Genomic DNA, 14,045 nt, shown 5'->3' with positions numbered 1-14,045 from the left:
GTGTTTTCCTATTCACTGTCAGAGGCATCAGACTGCTTTCCTAGGGCGATGTCTGATGCCTTTTTTGTTTTTAATGCAAAATCAAGTAGGTGGCGGATAGCAGATGTTCGGCTTTCCATTCCATTCGGAACGCCCCAAGCATCAATTTTCATAACTTCCGTAACAGGCATCACGATAACCAGGCGTTCTTTCGCTTCTTTACGCCGAGCCTCTTTGTATATGTCGTAAGCCTTTTCTTGCAGTGGTTTAATTTTGGGCATTTACGTAACTCTTTTTATGTTCATGCACTGATTGTGCATTACTTTTATGCTTCATTGAAATTGTTATGGCAATAGTTATTTGCACTTATTTTTTTGTGCGTGTAGTTATCGGCTATTGCCGGGGATAAAAAATGACAACGCAAGCAAAACGAAAAAAAAATCAAAAGTCTGAAAGCCTAACAATACGGCTTGATCCCAAAATGCGCTTTGCTCTGGAATTTGTCGCGCGCCTAAAGGGGCAGACAATTACAAAGGTAATCGAGCGTGCCGTGACAGATGCTGCGGAAATTACTTATACTGGAGATAATAAGAACTGGCTTCACTATTGGGACGTATGCGATGGAGTTAGATCTATCCGCTTAGCTATGGATTCTGATACAAACCCAACATTCGATGAAGATGAATTACTAGATTTTATAAAAATACATTGGAATTATTTTTCTTCCACCAATAATTTACTCTATCTAAAGAGAGAAAACATTGATGTTTTGTGGCCAAAAATTGAAGATTTGTTAAAAATATGGCGTGAATGCAAATCTTCTGATCGCCTACGCTGCGCACGAGTTATGAAAGAGATATTGCGCAATTCCGGACTATCCGATCAATCGTGGGAAGCTTCTTACAAAGATGAAGATTTATTGGTGGATAGGTCTGACGCTGGAATCCCCTTCTGACTCCCCAACCGTCCGCCGTACGGGCATGCTTCGTAAGGAAGGAGGAGTCGTATGATTGCACCGAGTAAACAGCGTCTAAAAGAATTGTTGACGTGGATTGCCGATATCGAAGCGCATAAAGGATATCCAATATCAGAGGGGCCCAAGAACCCTGACGGCAGCATACCTAAAGAGGTGTTCAGTGATATAAAGTATCTTGCTGACCACGGGCTTTGTCAGCCTGCATATCTGGAACAGCACTATGATATGCACTGGCATTGGGCGGAGCCGGTTCGTATCACAACGCAGGGACTTGATTGGCTTTCGGCAGATGGCGGGTTAACCGCTGAGAAAAGAACCCTGACGGTCAAATTTGATGAAGACCAGTTCAGAGCGTTGCTGATTGCTAAGGCTGAGCAATCCGATGCGACAGAAGAAGCAAAAAGCAAGTTAAAAGAGGCAATTTCGAAATGTCCTACTGTCGTGTTACAAGCGGCCTTAACGGAAGCGACGAAGGCGGGGATTGCTGCCCTTCCACATGGCTTCCAATGGCTTGAAAAACTCTTTGTCGGTTAATGATGCCTAATTCCCTGAAGGTGACTTCAATGCGGGGACTGTTGCTCAATATCCCGACAAAGTCGCCGGATGGGATAAATTCTGGCTTGGCGGACACATACAAGGTTAGTCCTCTGTTACCAAACTCTGTCCAGTAACGATCAACTATGAAAATTTGTTCGTGATGAGGGGTGCTGTCAGTCATTTTTAACTCCTTCATATTTAATCGCACATGCGTTTTTTGTGCTTTTATGTGCGATGTATAGTCCCGCACGTTTCATCGCGCTCTCTGCTAAACCTCGCGGCTCTTAGTGCGCATCTGCTGCTCTGCCATCCTCACAATTCGCTGGCAGCCTTCGAACTGGCGCGTGATGCGATCGGCATACGGCCTGAGATGCGCATACAGCTCGGCGGGGGCTGGCCAGAATTTACCCCGCTCGCCCTGACGCACCCATGCCAGACGGGTTTCGCGCGTCCAGACACCGGCGGGCAGATCCTCGCAGACCTCCAGAATGGCGCTGACCTTCTCCGGCGCGTTCTCGAAAACCGGAGCGTTGACGATGGTTGCGGCGAGGTTTGTCAGCCATGAGAGCACAACGCGAGGGTCTGCCGGTCCGCATCCGGCGGCAACGATAGCGCGGGCTTCCTGCACACGCTCGCTGGTGAGGTCGCGGGCAATCGTCGGGATGCCTGAGCGCATGGCCCACAGCATCGCATCGAGACTGGCTGAAGGAGCCGGCATTGCTGCAACCAGGGCGGAGTTAGCGTTTTGAATTTTTGCAACGGTGCTCATCGGTCAGGTTCCCGGTATGATTTCGATATTGCCCCAGGTTGCCCGAACCTGTTCGTCTCGGGTCATGGCCCTGGGCTTCGGTCGCATTGCTGCCTCCATCCACGCAACCGGATCCGAGGGCCGCAGGTCAGCCGCCTCCCTGATGGCTCGCAGAACTTCGCTGGCATCGTCGTGTTTCGCTTTGAGCCATCGGCCAATCAGGGCGCGCGACTTCCCCTCGGACTGCCCGGTTATTCCCCTCAGCCTGCGCAGCCCCTCGCTGAAGAGCTGCGTTCTCACATCCGGTGACGGCTCAGGAGCAATGGGTTCGCCGGGTGCTGAAACGTCTCGGGGCGGCATCGCCGCGCCATCCGAACGTAGTGAGGATGTATAACTATGTGAAGGTGAAGGTGACGCGGACGCGCGTGACGCGCACGTATCACCCTCTTTGTAAGCGTTTTGTATGTTCAAATCAGGTACATTTGTACCTTCATTTGTAGAACTTTTGTATGTGTTTTGTTGCTCTTTTGTAGAGCTTCTGTCACGTCTTTGTAGGACTGCGTCTCTTCTTTTGTTGCTTACAGCTTGCGCATGCTCAAGTTCTTTATCAATGCGTTTTTGATGCCAAAAACCGTCTTCACCCTTGAAAAAGAAGCGTTTTATTGTCGGCCAGATAGACTTGTCCCACGTCTTGCGATCAGCTCTGACAATAGAAGCAAGCTCGTCCATGTCGTCGGGCAATGGACCTTGCCTCCAATACTCCATCATAATCAAAAAATATGCACCGTGTTGTTGCGTAGAAAGTCGCATTGTGTCGGCTAAATAATCGCCGATATACACAGGCATCCACGTCTTGGTTTTGCTCATAGCAGGCATCCTTCGCCTGGTAATTTCGTATTTTTTCTGATAGAAATGACATCAGCCATTACTTGCCTCCTCAAGCATTGGTCAGAAAGCTGCCTGGTGTTCTAGCACCGGCGGCTTTCGTCGTTTTAGAGCATGCCGTTTCGTATGGGTACGGTGAAACGTGCGGAAAATCCATGTTTTCAGTGGTATTTTTCACTCTGTAACCTCCCTGATCGTCACGACGGTTTTCTGGTCGCAGAGTCTGCTTTTGACGTGCTGAATATCGAGCGTGATATGCTTAGGGCTATCGTCCAGGATGAAGCCGAGACCACGCTTGTTACGGACACGCTGACGCGCCCCGGGTTTACGCACATTGAGCAGGCGCGGGGTTGTTAGGCAGTCGATGAGAAACTTTGCCCCACCAACCACGCCGTCATGATCTGGCTGCCCTACTGAGTGACGCTCAATCGTTACGTGCGCCCGCTGCATTGGCTCTGACAGTCTCTGACCTGCCGTGGCGGCTGCAACTGATCTGGCCATGCTTCGGCGCATATTAGTAAGAGCAAACCTGCTCTGCCCAATCGAGTGATTAAGCAGAGGGTATGGCGCAGGGAGTGTGAAGGAGATGATGCGAGCCATATCATCACATCCCCAAAGCGCGTCTGTAGATATCGAGCAGAGTTTCCTGCTCCTCCACCTCTGCCGGTTCCTGCTTGCGGAGGCGGATGATCTGGCGCACCACCTTCACATCAAAGCCAGCGGATTTTGCCTCTGTGAAAATATCCTTAATATCGCCTGAAAGAGCCTTGCGCTCTTCTTCCAGCCTCTCAATTCTTTCTATGATACTACGCAGACGATCAGCTGCAATCCCGCCGGTCGTGGCTTCGCTGTTGTGGCCAATATCACTCATCGGTTCATTCCTTTTCGGGCCGGCACACACATGGGCAGCACGATATATCCAAGGGCGTTAATTAAGCTTTCAGGTATTGTTTCAGTCGCGCCTGATAACACTTTTGATATCACTGGCTGCGGTATGCTGATTTTACGAGAAAGCGCACGCTGACCTCCTGCCATTTCGACAGCATCAGCCAGCCGTTCGCGTATTTCTTCAACAGGGAATGGAGTCATTTCTTCAGTTCTTCCCGCGCTGCACGAAGCGCACGTTCCATTTTGTCCTGCCAGATATCCCAGTCAAACCATGAAACATGAACCCATGTTACATGCACTGAGGGTGGAGGTCCGCTATGCGTTTTAAACCATGCAAAACGGCATAGCCTTAGTTTAATCCACGGCATTTCTCTCCTTCGCGCTCTTTGCGGCGCTGCTGCACGAGGGCATTTACCTCGGCTGCGATAGAGTCAGATGAAGCCATCAGTTCAATGAGTGCCTCAGCATCTGGGGCATTCGTGCCTGACAGCCAGTTTCGGGCCGCCCGTGGCGTTTTCATCGCCGATCGGGCCAGCATTTCAGCGGCAAATCGGAGAGGCTCAAACTCACGTCTGATCATGTTTAAGAGCCGGTCACGGACAGGCGTATTAATCGCGCCCATCATTTGCGGAAACTTTCGGTCACTTTTTGACTGTTTAAGGGCAGGAATTGCCCGATTATTCCACATTGTTTTCCTCCATATTCTGTTTTGTGAGAACGAATACGGAGACAAACCTTGTGTGATACTGATCCACACTCATACGACTGCGCTGATCCGAACACATTAATCGGCACGCCATTTCTGGCACATTCTCTGGTTGATACCGCCGAGTTGTGGTCGTTCCTGCACCCGTTTGCTACGCTTGAGGAACGTAGGAAATTACTGGTGCAGGTGGCGCAGTTGCTGGGTGTGGACAGCATTTCGTGACCTCAGGGCCTCAGATAAATCGTCTGCATGCCATCCTGACGAACCACGAGAATATCAGGGTCGAGGGAGGCTTGATTTATCAGATGATCAGGATTGCGCTTCTGATTGCCAAACGCTGTCCATTCGCGGGCATAATCTGGCTTAGAAAACGCAGCCTTAAACCCGCATGGGATTGTTTTCTGCCGGGTGACGATCATCGTGTTGCACTCCGACCAATTTCGCGCAACACGCCAGCCATAGATTGGTTGCGGTAAATGGACCATGCCAGCGCGATATCCTCATTACGGGTCCAGGACCGAGGACGCCCTGCAGAAGTTTTCTCCAGGGTGATTGTCATAGAACATGCTCCAGAGCAGGAGAGGAAACCCGCTGCGATATTTCGTTGAACATCATGCCTATCTGGGTTTGTTTCTTAGGAAATGCCGTATTGAATATGTCATTGAAATGCTTCTGGCTTTGAGCAACAGACAACAGGGCAGTCAGCATTTTTATGTGCGTTCTGAATGGCTCATCATGCTCTGGTTTCAGCATCTGGTGATGCTTGAAAGCACGATGGTATTCAGTGTTGGACGGGTTGGCGTCGCGTATTATCTCAAGCCCAAGGTCACCAAACAGGAACTCATAAACGTATTTGTTGATAAACTTTCCACAGTTTGGGTGATTATTGCGATGAGAAGGACGAACCCCAAGAACACGATGCAGTTTTTCAAAGAATGGCGGTTCGAATTTCTTCTCCCACACTCTGACCTCAGGAGAGAGTATGTTCATTGCCAGCAGCTCTTTTGTGAGAGCTGGAGCCGTATTGGTGAAACGCTTGCGCATTTCAACGAAGGAAACAGAAACTGCCACCATAATATCGGTAGCAACTTCAGTGTCAGAGCGGCTTATCATAAAAAGAGCCTGAGCTTCAGTAAGCCAGAAACGCTTTCCGTCGCGTCCTCCTCCCTGGTGATTCACCAAGTGCTCCGAAAGCACTTGGCTGATTTTATTGAGTTTTTTCTCATGCGTTCTTATTATTCTACGAAATGCTTTCACCTCTTTATACCCGAGCTTCCCAGCCAACTCGATGTCACTGATGCGCAATTCTCCATCAGACTGCTTCTCAATATGAAACGGCATAATTTGAGTGGTCATTTCTTACCCCTCGTTTTTACTGGTTTTCTGGTGAAGATGTCGGGGCGCAATGCTTCCCTTGGGATCCCTGTTGCGTTTTCAACAGCTTCGATCCGCTTAATGGGGATCTGTCCTAATTTCCGCCAAAATAAGACGGATGTTCTGTGCAGACCGCACTTCTTACCTAGTTCGGAAGCGCCGCCAGCTGCCTCAATGGCTATATCAACAATCGACATAGCATAAGGTTAGTTTATCCAACATTATTTAGCAAGGAAAATGTTGGATAAACCATCACTCGACTTTATAACCTGTGGTTTAGTGATTTAATGAAAGAAACAAGCACTGTTGGACAACGTTTAAAGCTGGCTCGATCAGAAAAGGGGAAGTCGGAAGGTCGACGTGTCACCCAAGCTGAGGTGGCTGATGCAGTAGGAATCAAAAGAAGCTCGCTGGCTGCTTATGAGGGCGACCATGACGCGCCAGGCAGAGACACCATGCGAGCCCTTGCGAACTTCTACGGGTTCTCATCAGATTATCTTCTTGGGGACTGCGCTGATCTTTCTACTTATCCTGATAATGTCGCGCATAATGAAGAGGAGCGAGTCCTCCTTCATCTCTGGCGCACTATAGGCGAGGAAGAGCGCCGGTCTCTCATGGTTCTCTTGCGGGCTCAGATTATCGCCAAAAACGCAGCTTAATTTTTGTTTTTGCACGAATCCAACCTCCCGGAACATTTAAAAGATTATGAGAACAAAAGGTGAACGTCAACATTGTTAAGTTACGACAATCATTGAAATGTAATTTTTCGGGACAAAAATGTTGGTTATGCCAACTTTTATGTTGACTGCTATATGTTGGATAATCTAACAATACCTCATCAACCGAAAGGAGATGGGTTTGTGTCCTCACTTTTAATTCTTGGAAACTCCATTCGTCAGGACGATGAAGGTCGTTACTGCCTGAATGATTGTCATAAGGCTTCTGGGACTAAAGCAAGTAAGCGCCCCGGTAACTGGCTTTCTGCTGGCCCAACACAGGAACTTATATCTGAAATTGAAACTGCTACTCAGGTAGCAGTTAAAACAATCGAAGGCAGAAATGGCGGAACATTCGCCTGCAAAGAACTGGTCTACGCTTACGCAATGTGGATCAGCCCGGCATTTCACCTTCAGGTAATCAGGGCTTTCGATGTGCTGGTAACGGGCAAGGTTCATGCTGCGCCAGCAGTAGATCAGCTTAACGATCCAGCTTTTCTTCGTGGTACGCTGCTGACCTATACCGAAAAGGTTCTCGCTCTTGAAGCGGAGAAAGCAGAAGCTGCACCGAAGGTGGAAGGCTTTGAACGCCTGGCTAACTCAAAAGGTCGCACGAACCTTCGTGAAGTTGGTAAGGAACTAAAAATCGGCTCTACGCGGGGTATTGAGCTTCTTCGTGAAGTTAAGTGGATCTACAGAGACGGACGCGGCATCTGGAAAGCATATTCCGGCGCAATAGACCGCGGATATGTCGAGATGAAATACACAACATTTAAAAATTCATCAGGTGAAGAAACCAGCACCCAGCAGGTGTTTGTCACACCACGTGGAATGGCGCGCCTTGCTGTTCGCTTACAGCTTCACTGAGGAGATGGGCCATGAACTACCCTGACAATATACGATCAGTACCGGGCAGCCCGATCTATGCACCTATCCGGCACAATGTATCGCCGACACGAGATAACGCTACGATTGCAATGATCGTCAGCATTTTGCGAGAGGCCTCTCAGAAGATCGCAGGCCTGACGCGCAAGCTGGAATGTAACGGGGATCTGGCTGTCCTCGCAGTCGCTCCTGATCTGGAAGCACTCGCTCAGGAAATAGAGCGCGATGATGTTGAGAAAATCCATGAACTCGCACGGGAGAATGCCTGTGAACTCGCATAATTTTCGCGCAATGGCTGGCTGGATAGCTGGCTGTGTTGTCAATGCGTTCTGTCGCGCCGCTGATAATGAACTGGTGCAGGCATTGTTCGGTATTGCATTTATGCTCTGCATAACCCTGTGGATGATGTTCACAGAGACCGGAGAGGCCGTAACAGGTGATCTGATCGCCGCATTGTTGTCGATAATTTCAGTATTTTTTGATATCGGACGCGGGGTGTTGTCATGAGCCTCAAGCAGGCAATTGAGTGCGTTGAGCGTATGCAGCGCCTGGTTAAATGTACGCAGCTTTTACTTGAAGGTGAGCTGCAGGATTTTCAGCGGGGCACAGATAGTCTGCTGGACTCATTTTGCTCAATGGCAGATTTCAGCACGCTAAATCTCAGAAGTGTGCAGCGCAATTTTAACGAGCTGCATAACCTTCGTCAGGAGGTTCGTGACCTGTTCAGGAAAAATCCTGACCTGCGCAGGGAAGTGCGTGATTACGTTGGGGGCGTGAGCTGTGTCTGATCCTATGTTAACTGCTGTCAATCAGGTTTACGCAGACCACCTCAAAGCTGATTTGTCGGCAATAAATAAAACGATGCTTTCTATTCGTTCAGAAAATGCACGAACAGACAATGATACGCTGGATCTGATCGGAACTCTTGAGAGCCTTACAAAGCATACTAAGCGTGCAGCTGAAATACTGCGTGAAAAACTTGGCGGGCAAATGCAGGAGGATGGTGTTGTTGCTATGCAGTCTGATGTGTGGGTCGGTAGTTTAGCCAGATCTCCTCAGACCGCGACGATAACGGATGAGTCTGCGCTCAAGATCCTGCATCCCGAGTTGTGGGAACCCCAGCCAGACAAGCTCAACAGAACCGAATTAAACAAGCTGGCCCGTAAAGGTTCTTTACCTGGCGTTAGCTTATCGAATGGTGGTGCTCCGGTTCTCCGTGTGAGTGCTAGGAAGGATGTGTGAGATGAGCGGAACACTGGTAACACAAGGAAGTAACTCTACAGCGATTCAAATCACGAGCTTTGATCAGCTCCAGAGATTTGCTCAGATCGCGTCAAAAAGTGGCATGGTGCCAACGCAATACATTAATAAGCCAGATGCTGTATTCATTGCTGTGCAGATGGGATCAGAGCTTGGTCTGGCACCGCTTCAGTCTTTGCAGAATATTGCTGTAATTAATGGGCGCCCGAGTATATGGGGCGATGCTTTGCTTGGCCTCGTAAAAGCCTCTGCGGTCTGTGATGATGTCATTGAGAGCATAGAAGGTGATGGCGATAATATGGTCGCTATTTGCGTTGCAAAACGAAAAGGAAAATCTCCTGTCACATCCAGATTTAGTATTCAGGATGCGAAGAGTGCCGGATTGTGGGGTAAGACCGGACCATGGAAACAATACCCGTCCCGCATGCTCCAGATGCGCGCCCGTGGCTTTGCGTTGCGTGATGCTTTTCCTGATGTTTTGCGCGGCTTGATAACCGCTGAGGAAGCGCAGGATATTCCATCCGAAAGCATTAGGAGTGAGGACACTACTCCGGAACGTGCTCCTGCAAAGCAGATACAGGCCCCTGTTGACTACATAAAGATTTTCTCTGGCCGTCTGGATAAGTGTGTGCACGCGAGTGGCGTTGATCATGAATGGTCAATATGGGAGTCAACCATTCAGAAGGCAGAAGAAGCCGGGCGGCCGATTGCGCCTGAAATTCAGTCAACCGTGTTTGATATGATTGGCGATAAACGCTCGGAGTTTTCAGAGCAGGTAGCAGAAGAACAGATTGAAGAGGTGGTGGCATGATTCTTTTTTACGATACAGAAACCACCGGCCTTCCGGACAAATATTGTAGTCTGGATGATCCTAAGCAGCCACGTTGCGTTCAGCTTGCGGCAATTCTTACAGATGATAAAGGCGTTGAGCAGTCATGTATTAATCTTGTTGTTCATCCTGACGGCTGGACTATCCCTGCTGGTGCAGCAGCTGTGCATGGCATCACTACAGAAACAGCAAAGAAAATAGGAATCAGAGAGGCCGTTGTTGCAACAGCCTTTTATGACCTTCTTCATAAAGCGGATCTTGTCGTTGCTCATAATGAACAGTTCGACCGGCAAATTATACGAATTATGTTCAGCCGCCTGAAGCGTGGCTGGGTATTTGATAAACCTGCCTGTGACACGATGGAGGTATCAGCTCCGATTGTTGATTTGCCACCAACACCCCGGATGGTCAGAGCCGGTATTAATAAGCCAAAAGCACCAAAACTCGAGGAGTGTATAGAGCACTTTTTCGGAGAAAAGCTTGAGGGAGCACATGACGCTCTTGTTGATGTTCGGGCATGCGCTCGTTTATTTTTTCATCTGAAGTCTTCAGGAGCCGCCGCATGACCACGAAACTTGAGATTATCGGACCATATACGCCAGAGCATGAGGGGCCGTTTTGTACGAGAGACGGTAAATCAGTTCGGATTCTCTGTACGGATCGGAAAGGAATACCGCCTATCGTTGGCTTAGCTCAAGATGGCGATATGGAGCTGATTGTCATTGCTGGGTCGGATGGTGTTACAAAGACAATGTCAAGGAACTATGACCTCATGAACGCGCGTGAGGTTCGTGTACTGCGTGAAGTGTGGCTCCCTCAATTTGAAAATGGAGATCTACTCGGCGTCCCGATGAATACAAAAGAAAAAGCTGAAGTTATTCGTGAAGCGAATAGATGCGTCAGATTAATCCACTTTCGTGAAGTGCTGGAGGGTGAGTGATATGAGCGAACTGAAAACTATTGATAGCGAATTTGAGGTAGTTAATTATTCAGATTATGCCCCTGATTACCATGAGCAGGGAATGGGATGCGGGCTTGAAGATCGCGGCATACATAATCGTTACGAAGCAATGGGTTACGGATGGGATGAGGCAATAGATCGTGTCTGCTCTGAATTTCCCGAAACAGTTCTTCTTTCAGAAGCACTTACCATACTAGCTGAACGAGACGTAAAGATTGCGAGATTACAGGAAGCCCTCGCAGAGATTGAACTTGGTATTGATGCGCTTTCTGATGAGGATGAGGATGAGGATGACGATGGCAGGAGAATACCAGCCAGAGAAATGAAGCGTCAGGCTCTTGAAGTAATTCGCTCTGAAATAAAAGCTCTGAAAGGAGGTGCGCCATGACCACAAACAACTGGCCTGATCCTGCACGTCCTGGCTTTCCCATGTTTCCTGATCGTGATGGATGGCATGTAGTGAATATTTATTCTCCATTCTTACTTTTTTGGAATCATGAAAGCGAACTTTGGTGGGACAAAAGTCAGAGATATTACTGGACTATTCCTGAAATAACAGAAGATACCGCATCTCACTCATATATCGGCCCGGTTTTAACTCCAGATCAAATCAAGGAAGTGAGGAGAGAGGAAAGGGAACGGTGTGCGAAACTCTGCGAGGACGCTTATGAAAAATCAGGGCATGATTTTGAATATTTAGCCTGCAATGGAGTGGCTGCACAAATCCGTAACCTAGGAGACGCCCCATGAGAACCAGAAAAGAGCAAATGGCCGACATAGAGGATTTTTGCGGCACTCTTGGAATATCGAACGACGCCCCTGATGCCGAAATTATTGAGCAATGGCTTGCCGAAGCAGAACAGAGGGTGCGGGATGAGATCGGGAAAGATAGTGAGCGGCTGGATTGGGTCGCTAATAACCAGTGCCAGTTCGAAAACCACGGCTTAGGTGATAGGCCTTTGCGAGTAGTCAACGACTGCATGGGCGATAAACTTGCATCAAGTTATGACTTACGCGCTGCCATAGACGCAGCGCGGGAGGTGGGGTGATGGGAGATATAGACGCTGTATTGTGCAGTTTTCCTACGTGTCCACATTGTGGGCATACACAGACCGATACCTACGAAATAAGTCACGCCGAAGATGATGAAACTGAAATGACATGCGGTTCATGCGATAAAGAGTATATAGTTACACCAACTATAATAATTCGCTGGACAAGCAGAAAAATTGATGAGGATTACCCATGACTGACCCTAGAATAGAAGCGGCTGCACGGGCTCTCAGAAGGCTTAAAGACCCCGCGACTGCATATCCGATGAGAACTATTCCGCAATGGGCGACAGAAATTCTCTCAGCGGCAGACGAAGTAAGCTGGAGGTCTATTGATATCGCGCGTGATGAGGAGATGGTGCGCTTGCGAGAAGCACTTGTTGTGGTGCGTGACGCGATAACCTCGGATCTGAACGCAAAAAGCATCGTCTGCACTGTATGGGCTAATCCTGTTGAAACATTGGTAGATTATATCGATGCAGCCCTGAAAGAAGGTGCGTGATGATAGACCGAAACGCTGCGGATATTCTCGACCAGGCCAAAGCTATCGTGTCAGGTAGAAGGCAAACAAAAAACGGTGCGCCTGAAAGGTCATTTGAGCACATTGCAAAACGCTGGTCTCTGACCGTAGGCACTGAAATCAAACCGCACCAGGTCGCTCTGATGATGGCAGATTTGAAAATGGTTAGATTTCTGGAAGGTATTACCGAAACTGGTGACGAAAGCCATGCTGTTGATATGTGCGGGTATGCGGCTATTGCTTCAGAATTACTGAAAAAGGAGGGTCGGCATGGGTGAGGTTCTCGACAGGCTTTTAACAGTAACGGAAGCAGCTCAGATTATGAGCATGCACCCCCAGACAGTCCGAAAGGCAATAAGGGAGGGTGAAATTTCCGTTTACCGATTTTCAAGATCCATCCGCATCACAGAGAGCGCAATCTCTGAATATCTGAACAGGTACCTATGCCCCGCGAAAGACCAAAGAAACCATTCCTCGAACTCTACCGAGAGAAATGGTGCATCGTATGGTTTGATGAAAACGGAAAGCGCAAAAGAAGCTCTACAGGCAGCTCGGATGAGGAGCGCGCTCGACGCGCTCTGATCGACTTCAATAAGGCGCTTGAGGCAAAAGGGACGGATTATATTCTGCGGGATGCACTGGAGCGATATGTTTCCGTCCGCACAGGAAAGGTTGAGGCGCTCGGCAGAATGGTCGAGGCCTCACTGAGGCTATCGGAGAACATCGGCCATCTGCGCGTTGATCAAGTCAATCAGGATCAATGGGACGCTTATGCCAAGGGGCGCTTTAAGAAGCGAAACCCGCGCAGCCACCCAGATAAAGAGCATAAGCTCGTTCTCGTTTCCGATGGAACGCTGAGGCGGGAATTTAATGTCCTGCGGGCGGCCCTGAGGCAAGCGTGGAAGGATGGCAAGCTCGCGCGGCCACCAACAATCGAAGCGCCAAGAGACAGCGCTCCACGCGACAAATACCTCACCAAAGAGGAAGCTAAGAGGTTATTGGCCGCATGTGAAACACCTCACGTGAAGACATTTACCGCTCTGGCTATGTTCACCGGGGCGCGCAAAGGGTCGATTTTGGCACTCACATGGGATCGCGTAAATTTCGCAACGGGCATGATCGACTTCCAAGAGCCCGGAAGAAAGCTCACATCAAAGAGGCGATCAATTGTCCCTATGAGCCGCACGCTAAGGGAGGTGCTGGAGACAGCATTCCGCATGCGGGATGGTGAGTATGTTGTCCATTTCAACGGCAAGCCCGTCCCCTTTGGGCTTCGCTGGTCGTTCAAGCGCCTTTGCCAGCGGGCTGGCCTGACGTGGGTGCCAACACCCCACATCCTCAAGCACAGCATTGCATCATGGTTTGCAATGGATAGGGTGCCGATAGATCAAGCCGCAGATTGGCTTGCTACAGACCCAGTGACCCTAAGAAGGGTTTACCGGAAATTTGACCCAGAATACCTGAAAGGGATCGCGGGGACGTTAGACTTCTAATGCCTCTAAATGTTCAGATGAACACTTATGAGAATTTTAGGAATATAGAAAACCCAACAAAATCAATGGCGTCCCGTACGGGATTCGAACCCGTGTTGCCGCCGTGAGAGGGCGGTGTCCTGGGCCCCTAGACGAACGGGACTAAAGGCAGCTCTGATTTAAAAGAGCACCCACAAAAAGGCAAGAGGCAAATGATGATAAAAATTTGCCCCTTTAAACAATATGTTATAACATAA

At 49.1% G+C, this 14,045-nt stretch carries 30 protein-coding genes, 1 tRNA gene and 1 pseudogene; 19 read left to right on the top strand and 13 right to left on the bottom strand.

Annotated features, from left to right (window positions below; all coding sequences use genetic code 11):
- Positions 1-8: 8 nt before the first annotated feature.
- Positions 9-260, bottom strand: coding sequence for a hypothetical protein (locus HK25_RS06900; protein ID WP_086635750.1), 252 nt, complete (start codon positions 258-260; stop codon positions 9-11).
- Between the two features lie 131 nt (positions 261-391).
- Here HK25_RS06900 and HK25_RS06895 point away from each other — a divergent pair, with 131 nt between their 5' ends.
- Positions 392-934, top strand: coding sequence for a hypothetical protein (locus HK25_RS06895; RefSeq protein ID WP_086635749.1), 543 nt, complete (start codon positions 392-394; stop codon positions 932-934).
- 51 nt (positions 935-985) lie between these two features.
- Positions 986-1,489, top strand: a complete 504-nt coding sequence (locus HK25_RS06890) for a hypothetical protein (RefSeq protein ID WP_086635748.1) — start codon at positions 986-988, stop codon at positions 1,487-1,489.
- 271 nt (positions 1,490-1,760) lie between these two features.
- Here the strand turns inward: HK25_RS06890 and HK25_RS06885 are convergent, their stop codons facing one another.
- The 7 genes from HK25_RS06885 to HK25_RS06860 all read right to left on the bottom strand — a co-directional run bounded on the left by HK25_RS06885 (position 1,761) and on the right by HK25_RS06860 (position 4,593).
- Positions 1,761-2,261 carry a hypothetical protein gene (locus tag HK25_RS06885; protein WP_086635747.1) on the bottom strand — a complete coding sequence of 167 codons (501 nt, stop codon included), beginning with the start codon at positions 2,259-2,261 and terminating at the stop codon, positions 1,761-1,763.
- A 3-nt stretch (positions 2,262-2,264) separates the two neighbouring features.
- Complete coding sequence (locus tag HK25_RS06880) at positions 2,265-3,107, bottom strand: DUF1376 domain-containing protein (protein WP_198945958.1); 843 nt, start codon at positions 3,105-3,107, stop codon at positions 2,265-2,267.
- A 192-nt stretch (positions 3,108-3,299) separates the two neighbouring features.
- Positions 3,300-3,725, bottom strand: coding sequence for a hypothetical protein (locus HK25_RS06875; RefSeq protein WP_233127734.1), 426 nt, complete (start codon positions 3,723-3,725; stop codon positions 3,300-3,302).
- 4 nt (positions 3,726-3,729) lie between these two features.
- On the bottom strand, positions 3,730-3,996 hold the full coding sequence (locus HK25_RS06870) for a DUF2312 domain-containing protein (protein WP_086635746.1): 267 nt from the start codon (positions 3,994-3,996) through the stop codon (positions 3,730-3,732).
- Positions 3,993-4,214, bottom strand: coding sequence for a hypothetical protein (locus HK25_RS06865; protein WP_233127733.1), 222 nt, complete (start codon positions 4,212-4,214; stop codon positions 3,993-3,995). The genes HK25_RS06870 and HK25_RS06865 overlap by 4 nt, the downstream gene beginning before the upstream one ends.
- Positions 4,211-4,381 (bottom strand): hypothetical protein, encoded by a 171-nt coding sequence (locus tag HK25_RS13240; protein WP_198945957.1) that lies wholly within the window; start codon positions 4,379-4,381, stop codon positions 4,211-4,213. Before HK25_RS13240 ends, HK25_RS06865 begins: the two co-directional genes overlap by 4 nt.
- The gene (locus HK25_RS06860; protein WP_143295973.1) at positions 4,363-4,593 is read right to left on the bottom strand and encodes a hypothetical protein; all 231 of its coding nucleotides are present in this window, start codon (positions 4,591-4,593) and stop codon (positions 4,363-4,365) included. The genes HK25_RS13240 and HK25_RS06860 overlap by 19 nt, the downstream gene beginning before the upstream one ends.
- A gap of 156 nt (positions 4,594-4,749) precedes the next feature.
- Here HK25_RS06860 and HK25_RS12795 point away from each other — a divergent pair, with 156 nt between their 5' ends.
- Positions 4,750-4,941 (top strand): hypothetical protein, encoded by a 192-nt coding sequence (locus HK25_RS12795; protein ID WP_143295972.1) that lies wholly within the window; start codon positions 4,750-4,752, stop codon positions 4,939-4,941.
- A gap of 2 nt (positions 4,942-4,943) precedes the next feature.
- On the opposite strand, the gene HK25_RS06855 is transcribed toward HK25_RS12795, so the two are convergent.
- From HK25_RS06855 to HK25_RS13555, 4 genes are read right to left on the bottom strand one after another with little or no spacing between them, the layout of a single operon-like run.
- Entirely contained in the window at positions 4,944-5,138 is a 195-nt protein-coding gene (locus HK25_RS06855) for a hypothetical protein (protein ID WP_086635744.1), read from the bottom strand.
- Positions 5,135-5,278 carry a hypothetical protein gene (locus HK25_RS12945; RefSeq protein ID WP_158092929.1) on the bottom strand — a complete coding sequence of 48 codons (144 nt, stop codon included), beginning with the start codon at positions 5,276-5,278 and terminating at the stop codon, positions 5,135-5,137. Before HK25_RS12945 ends, HK25_RS06855 begins: the two co-directional genes overlap by 4 nt.
- Positions 5,275-6,075: a P63C domain-containing protein gene (locus tag HK25_RS13380; protein ID WP_233127732.1), complete on the bottom strand. Its 801-nt coding sequence runs from the start codon at positions 6,073-6,075 to the stop codon at positions 5,275-5,277. Before HK25_RS13380 ends, HK25_RS12945 begins: the two co-directional genes overlap by 4 nt.
- Positions 6,072-6,290 carry a YdaS family helix-turn-helix protein gene (locus HK25_RS13555; protein ID WP_086635743.1) on the bottom strand — a complete coding sequence of 73 codons (219 nt, stop codon included), beginning with the start codon at positions 6,288-6,290 and terminating at the stop codon, positions 6,072-6,074. Before HK25_RS13555 ends, HK25_RS13380 begins: the two co-directional genes overlap by 4 nt.
- Positions 6,291-6,380: 90 nt before the next feature.
- Between HK25_RS13555 and HK25_RS13490 the strand changes: the two genes are divergently transcribed.
- The 16 genes and pseudogenes from HK25_RS13490 (at position 6,381) to HK25_RS06765 (ending at position 13,809) form a co-directional block, all read left to right on the top strand.
- A complete protein-coding gene (locus HK25_RS13490) occupies positions 6,381-6,752 on the top strand; it encodes a helix-turn-helix domain-containing protein (RefSeq protein WP_086635742.1) in 372 nt (123 codons plus the stop codon).
- 201 nt (positions 6,753-6,953) lie between these two features.
- A complete protein-coding gene (locus HK25_RS06835; RefSeq protein WP_198945956.1) occupies positions 6,954-7,676 on the top strand; it encodes a phage antirepressor KilAC domain-containing protein in 723 nt (240 codons plus the stop codon).
- 11 nt (positions 7,677-7,687) lie between these two features.
- Positions 7,688-7,975, top strand: coding sequence for a hypothetical protein (locus HK25_RS06830; RefSeq protein ID WP_086635740.1), 288 nt, complete (start codon positions 7,688-7,690; stop codon positions 7,973-7,975).
- The gene (locus HK25_RS06825) at positions 7,962-8,201 is read left to right on the top strand and encodes a hypothetical protein (protein ID WP_143295971.1); all 240 of its coding nucleotides are present in this window, start codon (positions 7,962-7,964) and stop codon (positions 8,199-8,201) included. The genes HK25_RS06830 and HK25_RS06825 overlap by 14 nt, the downstream gene beginning before the upstream one ends.
- Complete coding sequence (locus HK25_RS06820) at positions 8,198-8,482, top strand: hypothetical protein (protein ID WP_086635738.1); 285 nt, start codon at positions 8,198-8,200, stop codon at positions 8,480-8,482. The genes HK25_RS06825 and HK25_RS06820 overlap by 4 nt, the downstream gene beginning before the upstream one ends.
- Positions 8,475-8,936 (top strand): hypothetical protein, encoded by a 462-nt coding sequence (locus tag HK25_RS06815; RefSeq protein WP_086635737.1) that lies wholly within the window; start codon positions 8,475-8,477, stop codon positions 8,934-8,936. Before HK25_RS06820 ends, HK25_RS06815 begins: the two co-directional genes overlap by 8 nt.
- Before the next feature lies 1 nt (position 8,937).
- Complete coding sequence (locus HK25_RS06810; protein ID WP_086635736.1) at positions 8,938-9,765, top strand: recombinase RecT; 828 nt, start codon at positions 8,938-8,940, stop codon at positions 9,763-9,765.
- A complete protein-coding gene (locus tag HK25_RS06805; RefSeq protein ID WP_086635735.1) occupies positions 9,762-10,349 on the top strand; it encodes a 3'-5' exonuclease in 588 nt (195 codons plus the stop codon). Before HK25_RS06810 ends, HK25_RS06805 begins: the two co-directional genes overlap by 4 nt.
- Positions 10,346-10,723 carry a hypothetical protein gene (locus HK25_RS06800; RefSeq protein WP_086635734.1) on the top strand — a complete coding sequence of 126 codons (378 nt, stop codon included), beginning with the start codon at positions 10,346-10,348 and terminating at the stop codon, positions 10,721-10,723. Before HK25_RS06805 ends, HK25_RS06800 begins: the two co-directional genes overlap by 4 nt.
- A gap of 1 nt (position 10,724) precedes the next feature.
- Positions 10,725-11,132 (top strand): hypothetical protein, encoded by a 408-nt coding sequence (locus HK25_RS06795; protein ID WP_086635733.1) that lies wholly within the window; start codon positions 10,725-10,727, stop codon positions 11,130-11,132.
- Entirely contained in the window at positions 11,129-11,494 is a 366-nt protein-coding gene (locus HK25_RS06790) for a hypothetical protein (RefSeq protein ID WP_086635732.1), read from the top strand. The genes HK25_RS06795 and HK25_RS06790 overlap by 4 nt, the downstream gene beginning before the upstream one ends.
- Complete coding sequence (locus HK25_RS06785; protein WP_086635731.1) at positions 11,491-11,793, top strand: hypothetical protein; 303 nt, start codon at positions 11,491-11,493, stop codon at positions 11,791-11,793. Before HK25_RS06790 ends, HK25_RS06785 begins: the two co-directional genes overlap by 4 nt.
- Positions 11,794-11,989: 196 nt before the next feature.
- A complete protein-coding gene (locus HK25_RS06780; RefSeq protein ID WP_143295970.1) occupies positions 11,990-12,298 on the top strand; it encodes a hypothetical protein in 309 nt (102 codons plus the stop codon).
- On the top strand, positions 12,298-12,594 hold the full coding sequence (locus HK25_RS06775) for a DUF6378 domain-containing protein (protein ID WP_086635729.1): 297 nt from the start codon (positions 12,298-12,300) through the stop codon (positions 12,592-12,594). The genes HK25_RS06780 and HK25_RS06775 overlap by 1 nt, the downstream gene beginning before the upstream one ends.
- Positions 12,587-12,742, top strand: a pseudogene (locus HK25_RS13550) (helix-turn-helix domain-containing protein); the annotation flags it as partial. The gene HK25_RS06775 and the pseudogene HK25_RS13550, both read left to right, overlap by 8 nt.
- 17 nt (positions 12,743-12,759) lie before the next feature.
- On the top strand, positions 12,760-13,809 hold the full coding sequence (locus tag HK25_RS06765; protein WP_086635727.1) for a site-specific integrase: 1,050 nt from the start codon (positions 12,760-12,762) through the stop codon (positions 13,807-13,809).
- A 66-nt stretch (positions 13,810-13,875) separates the two neighbouring features.
- Here HK25_RS06765 and HK25_RS06760 read toward each other — a convergent pair.
- Positions 13,876-13,951, bottom strand: a tRNA-Glu gene (locus HK25_RS06760).
- Positions 13,952-14,045 lie beyond the last annotated feature (94 nt).

This window comes from Acetobacter sp. DsW_059 (assembly GCF_002153695.1).
GTDB classification, from domain to species: Bacteria; Pseudomonadota; Alphaproteobacteria; order Acetobacterales; family Acetobacteraceae; genus Acetobacter; species Acetobacter thailandicus.
This window is presented reverse-complemented; position numbering and strand designations above follow the sequence as displayed.

Bases quoted from the DNA above. Each gene is read 5' to 3' on its own strand.
- HK25_RS06900 (WP_086635750.1), bottom strand. From the start codon at position 260: ATGCCCAAAATTAAACCACTGCAAGAAAAGGCTTACGACATATACAAA.
- HK25_RS06895 (WP_086635749.1), top strand. From the start codon at position 392: ATGACAACGCAAGCAAAACGAAAAAAAAATCAAAAGTCTGAAAGCCTA.
- HK25_RS06890 (WP_086635748.1), top strand. From the start codon at position 986: ATGATTGCACCGAGTAAACAGCGTCTAAAAGAATTGTTGACGTGGATT.
- HK25_RS06885 (WP_086635747.1), bottom strand. From the start codon at position 2,261: ATGAGCACCGTTGCAAAAATTCAAAACGCTAACTCCGCCCTGGTTGCA.
- HK25_RS06880 (WP_198945958.1), bottom strand. From the start codon at position 3,107: ATGAGCAAAACCAAGACGTGGATGCCTGTGTATATCGGCGATTATTTA.
- HK25_RS06875 (WP_233127734.1), bottom strand. From the start codon at position 3,725: ATGGCTCGCATCATCTCCTTCACACTCCCTGCGCCATACCCTCTGCTT.
- HK25_RS06870 (WP_086635746.1), bottom strand. From the start codon at position 3,996: ATGAGTGATATTGGCCACAACAGCGAAGCCACGACCGGCGGGATTGCA.
- HK25_RS06865 (WP_233127733.1), bottom strand. From the start codon at position 4,214: ATGACTCCATTCCCTGTTGAAGAAATACGCGAACGGCTGGCTGATGCT.
- HK25_RS13240 (WP_198945957.1), bottom strand. From the start codon at position 4,381: ATGCCGTGGATTAAACTAAGGCTATGCCGTTTTGCATGGTTTAAAACG.
- HK25_RS06860 (WP_143295973.1), bottom strand. From the start codon at position 4,593: ATGATCAGACGTGAGTTTGAGCCTCTCCGATTTGCCGCTGAAATGCTG.
- HK25_RS06855 (WP_086635744.1), bottom strand. From the start codon at position 5,138: ATGATCGTCACCCGGCAGAAAACAATCCCATGCGGGTTTAAGGCTGCG.
- HK25_RS12945 (WP_158092929.1), bottom strand. From the start codon at position 5,278: ATGACAATCACCCTGGAGAAAACTTCTGCAGGGCGTCCTCGGTCCTGG.
- HK25_RS13380 (WP_233127732.1), bottom strand. From the start codon at position 6,075: ATGACCACTCAAATTATGCCGTTTCATATTGAGAAGCAGTCTGATGGA.
- HK25_RS13555 (WP_086635743.1), bottom strand. From the start codon at position 6,290: ATGTCGATTGTTGATATAGCCATTGAGGCAGCTGGCGGCGCTTCCGAA.
- HK25_RS13490 (WP_086635742.1), top strand. From the start codon at position 6,381: ATGAAAGAAACAAGCACTGTTGGACAACGTTTAAAGCTGGCTCGATCA.
- HK25_RS06830 (WP_086635740.1), top strand. From the start codon at position 7,688: ATGAACTACCCTGACAATATACGATCAGTACCGGGCAGCCCGATCTAT.
- HK25_RS06820 (WP_086635738.1), top strand. From the start codon at position 8,198: ATGAGCCTCAAGCAGGCAATTGAGTGCGTTGAGCGTATGCAGCGCCTG.
- HK25_RS06810 (WP_086635736.1), top strand. From the start codon at position 8,938: ATGAGCGGAACACTGGTAACACAAGGAAGTAACTCTACAGCGATTCAA.
- HK25_RS06805 (WP_086635735.1), top strand. From the start codon at position 9,762: ATGATTCTTTTTTACGATACAGAAACCACCGGCCTTCCGGACAAATAT.
- HK25_RS06800 (WP_086635734.1), top strand. From the start codon at position 10,346: ATGACCACGAAACTTGAGATTATCGGACCATATACGCCAGAGCATGAG.
- HK25_RS06795 (WP_086635733.1), top strand. From the start codon at position 10,725: ATGAGCGAACTGAAAACTATTGATAGCGAATTTGAGGTAGTTAATTAT.
- HK25_RS06790 (WP_086635732.1), top strand. From the start codon at position 11,129: ATGACCACAAACAACTGGCCTGATCCTGCACGTCCTGGCTTTCCCATG.
- HK25_RS06785 (WP_086635731.1), top strand. From the start codon at position 11,491: ATGAGAACCAGAAAAGAGCAAATGGCCGACATAGAGGATTTTTGCGGC.
- HK25_RS06780 (WP_143295970.1), top strand. From the start codon at position 11,990: ATGACTGACCCTAGAATAGAAGCGGCTGCACGGGCTCTCAGAAGGCTT.
- HK25_RS06775 (WP_086635729.1), top strand. From the start codon at position 12,298: ATGATAGACCGAAACGCTGCGGATATTCTCGACCAGGCCAAAGCTATC.
- HK25_RS06765 (WP_086635727.1), top strand. From the start codon at position 12,760: ATGCCCCGCGAAAGACCAAAGAAACCATTCCTCGAACTCTACCGAGAG.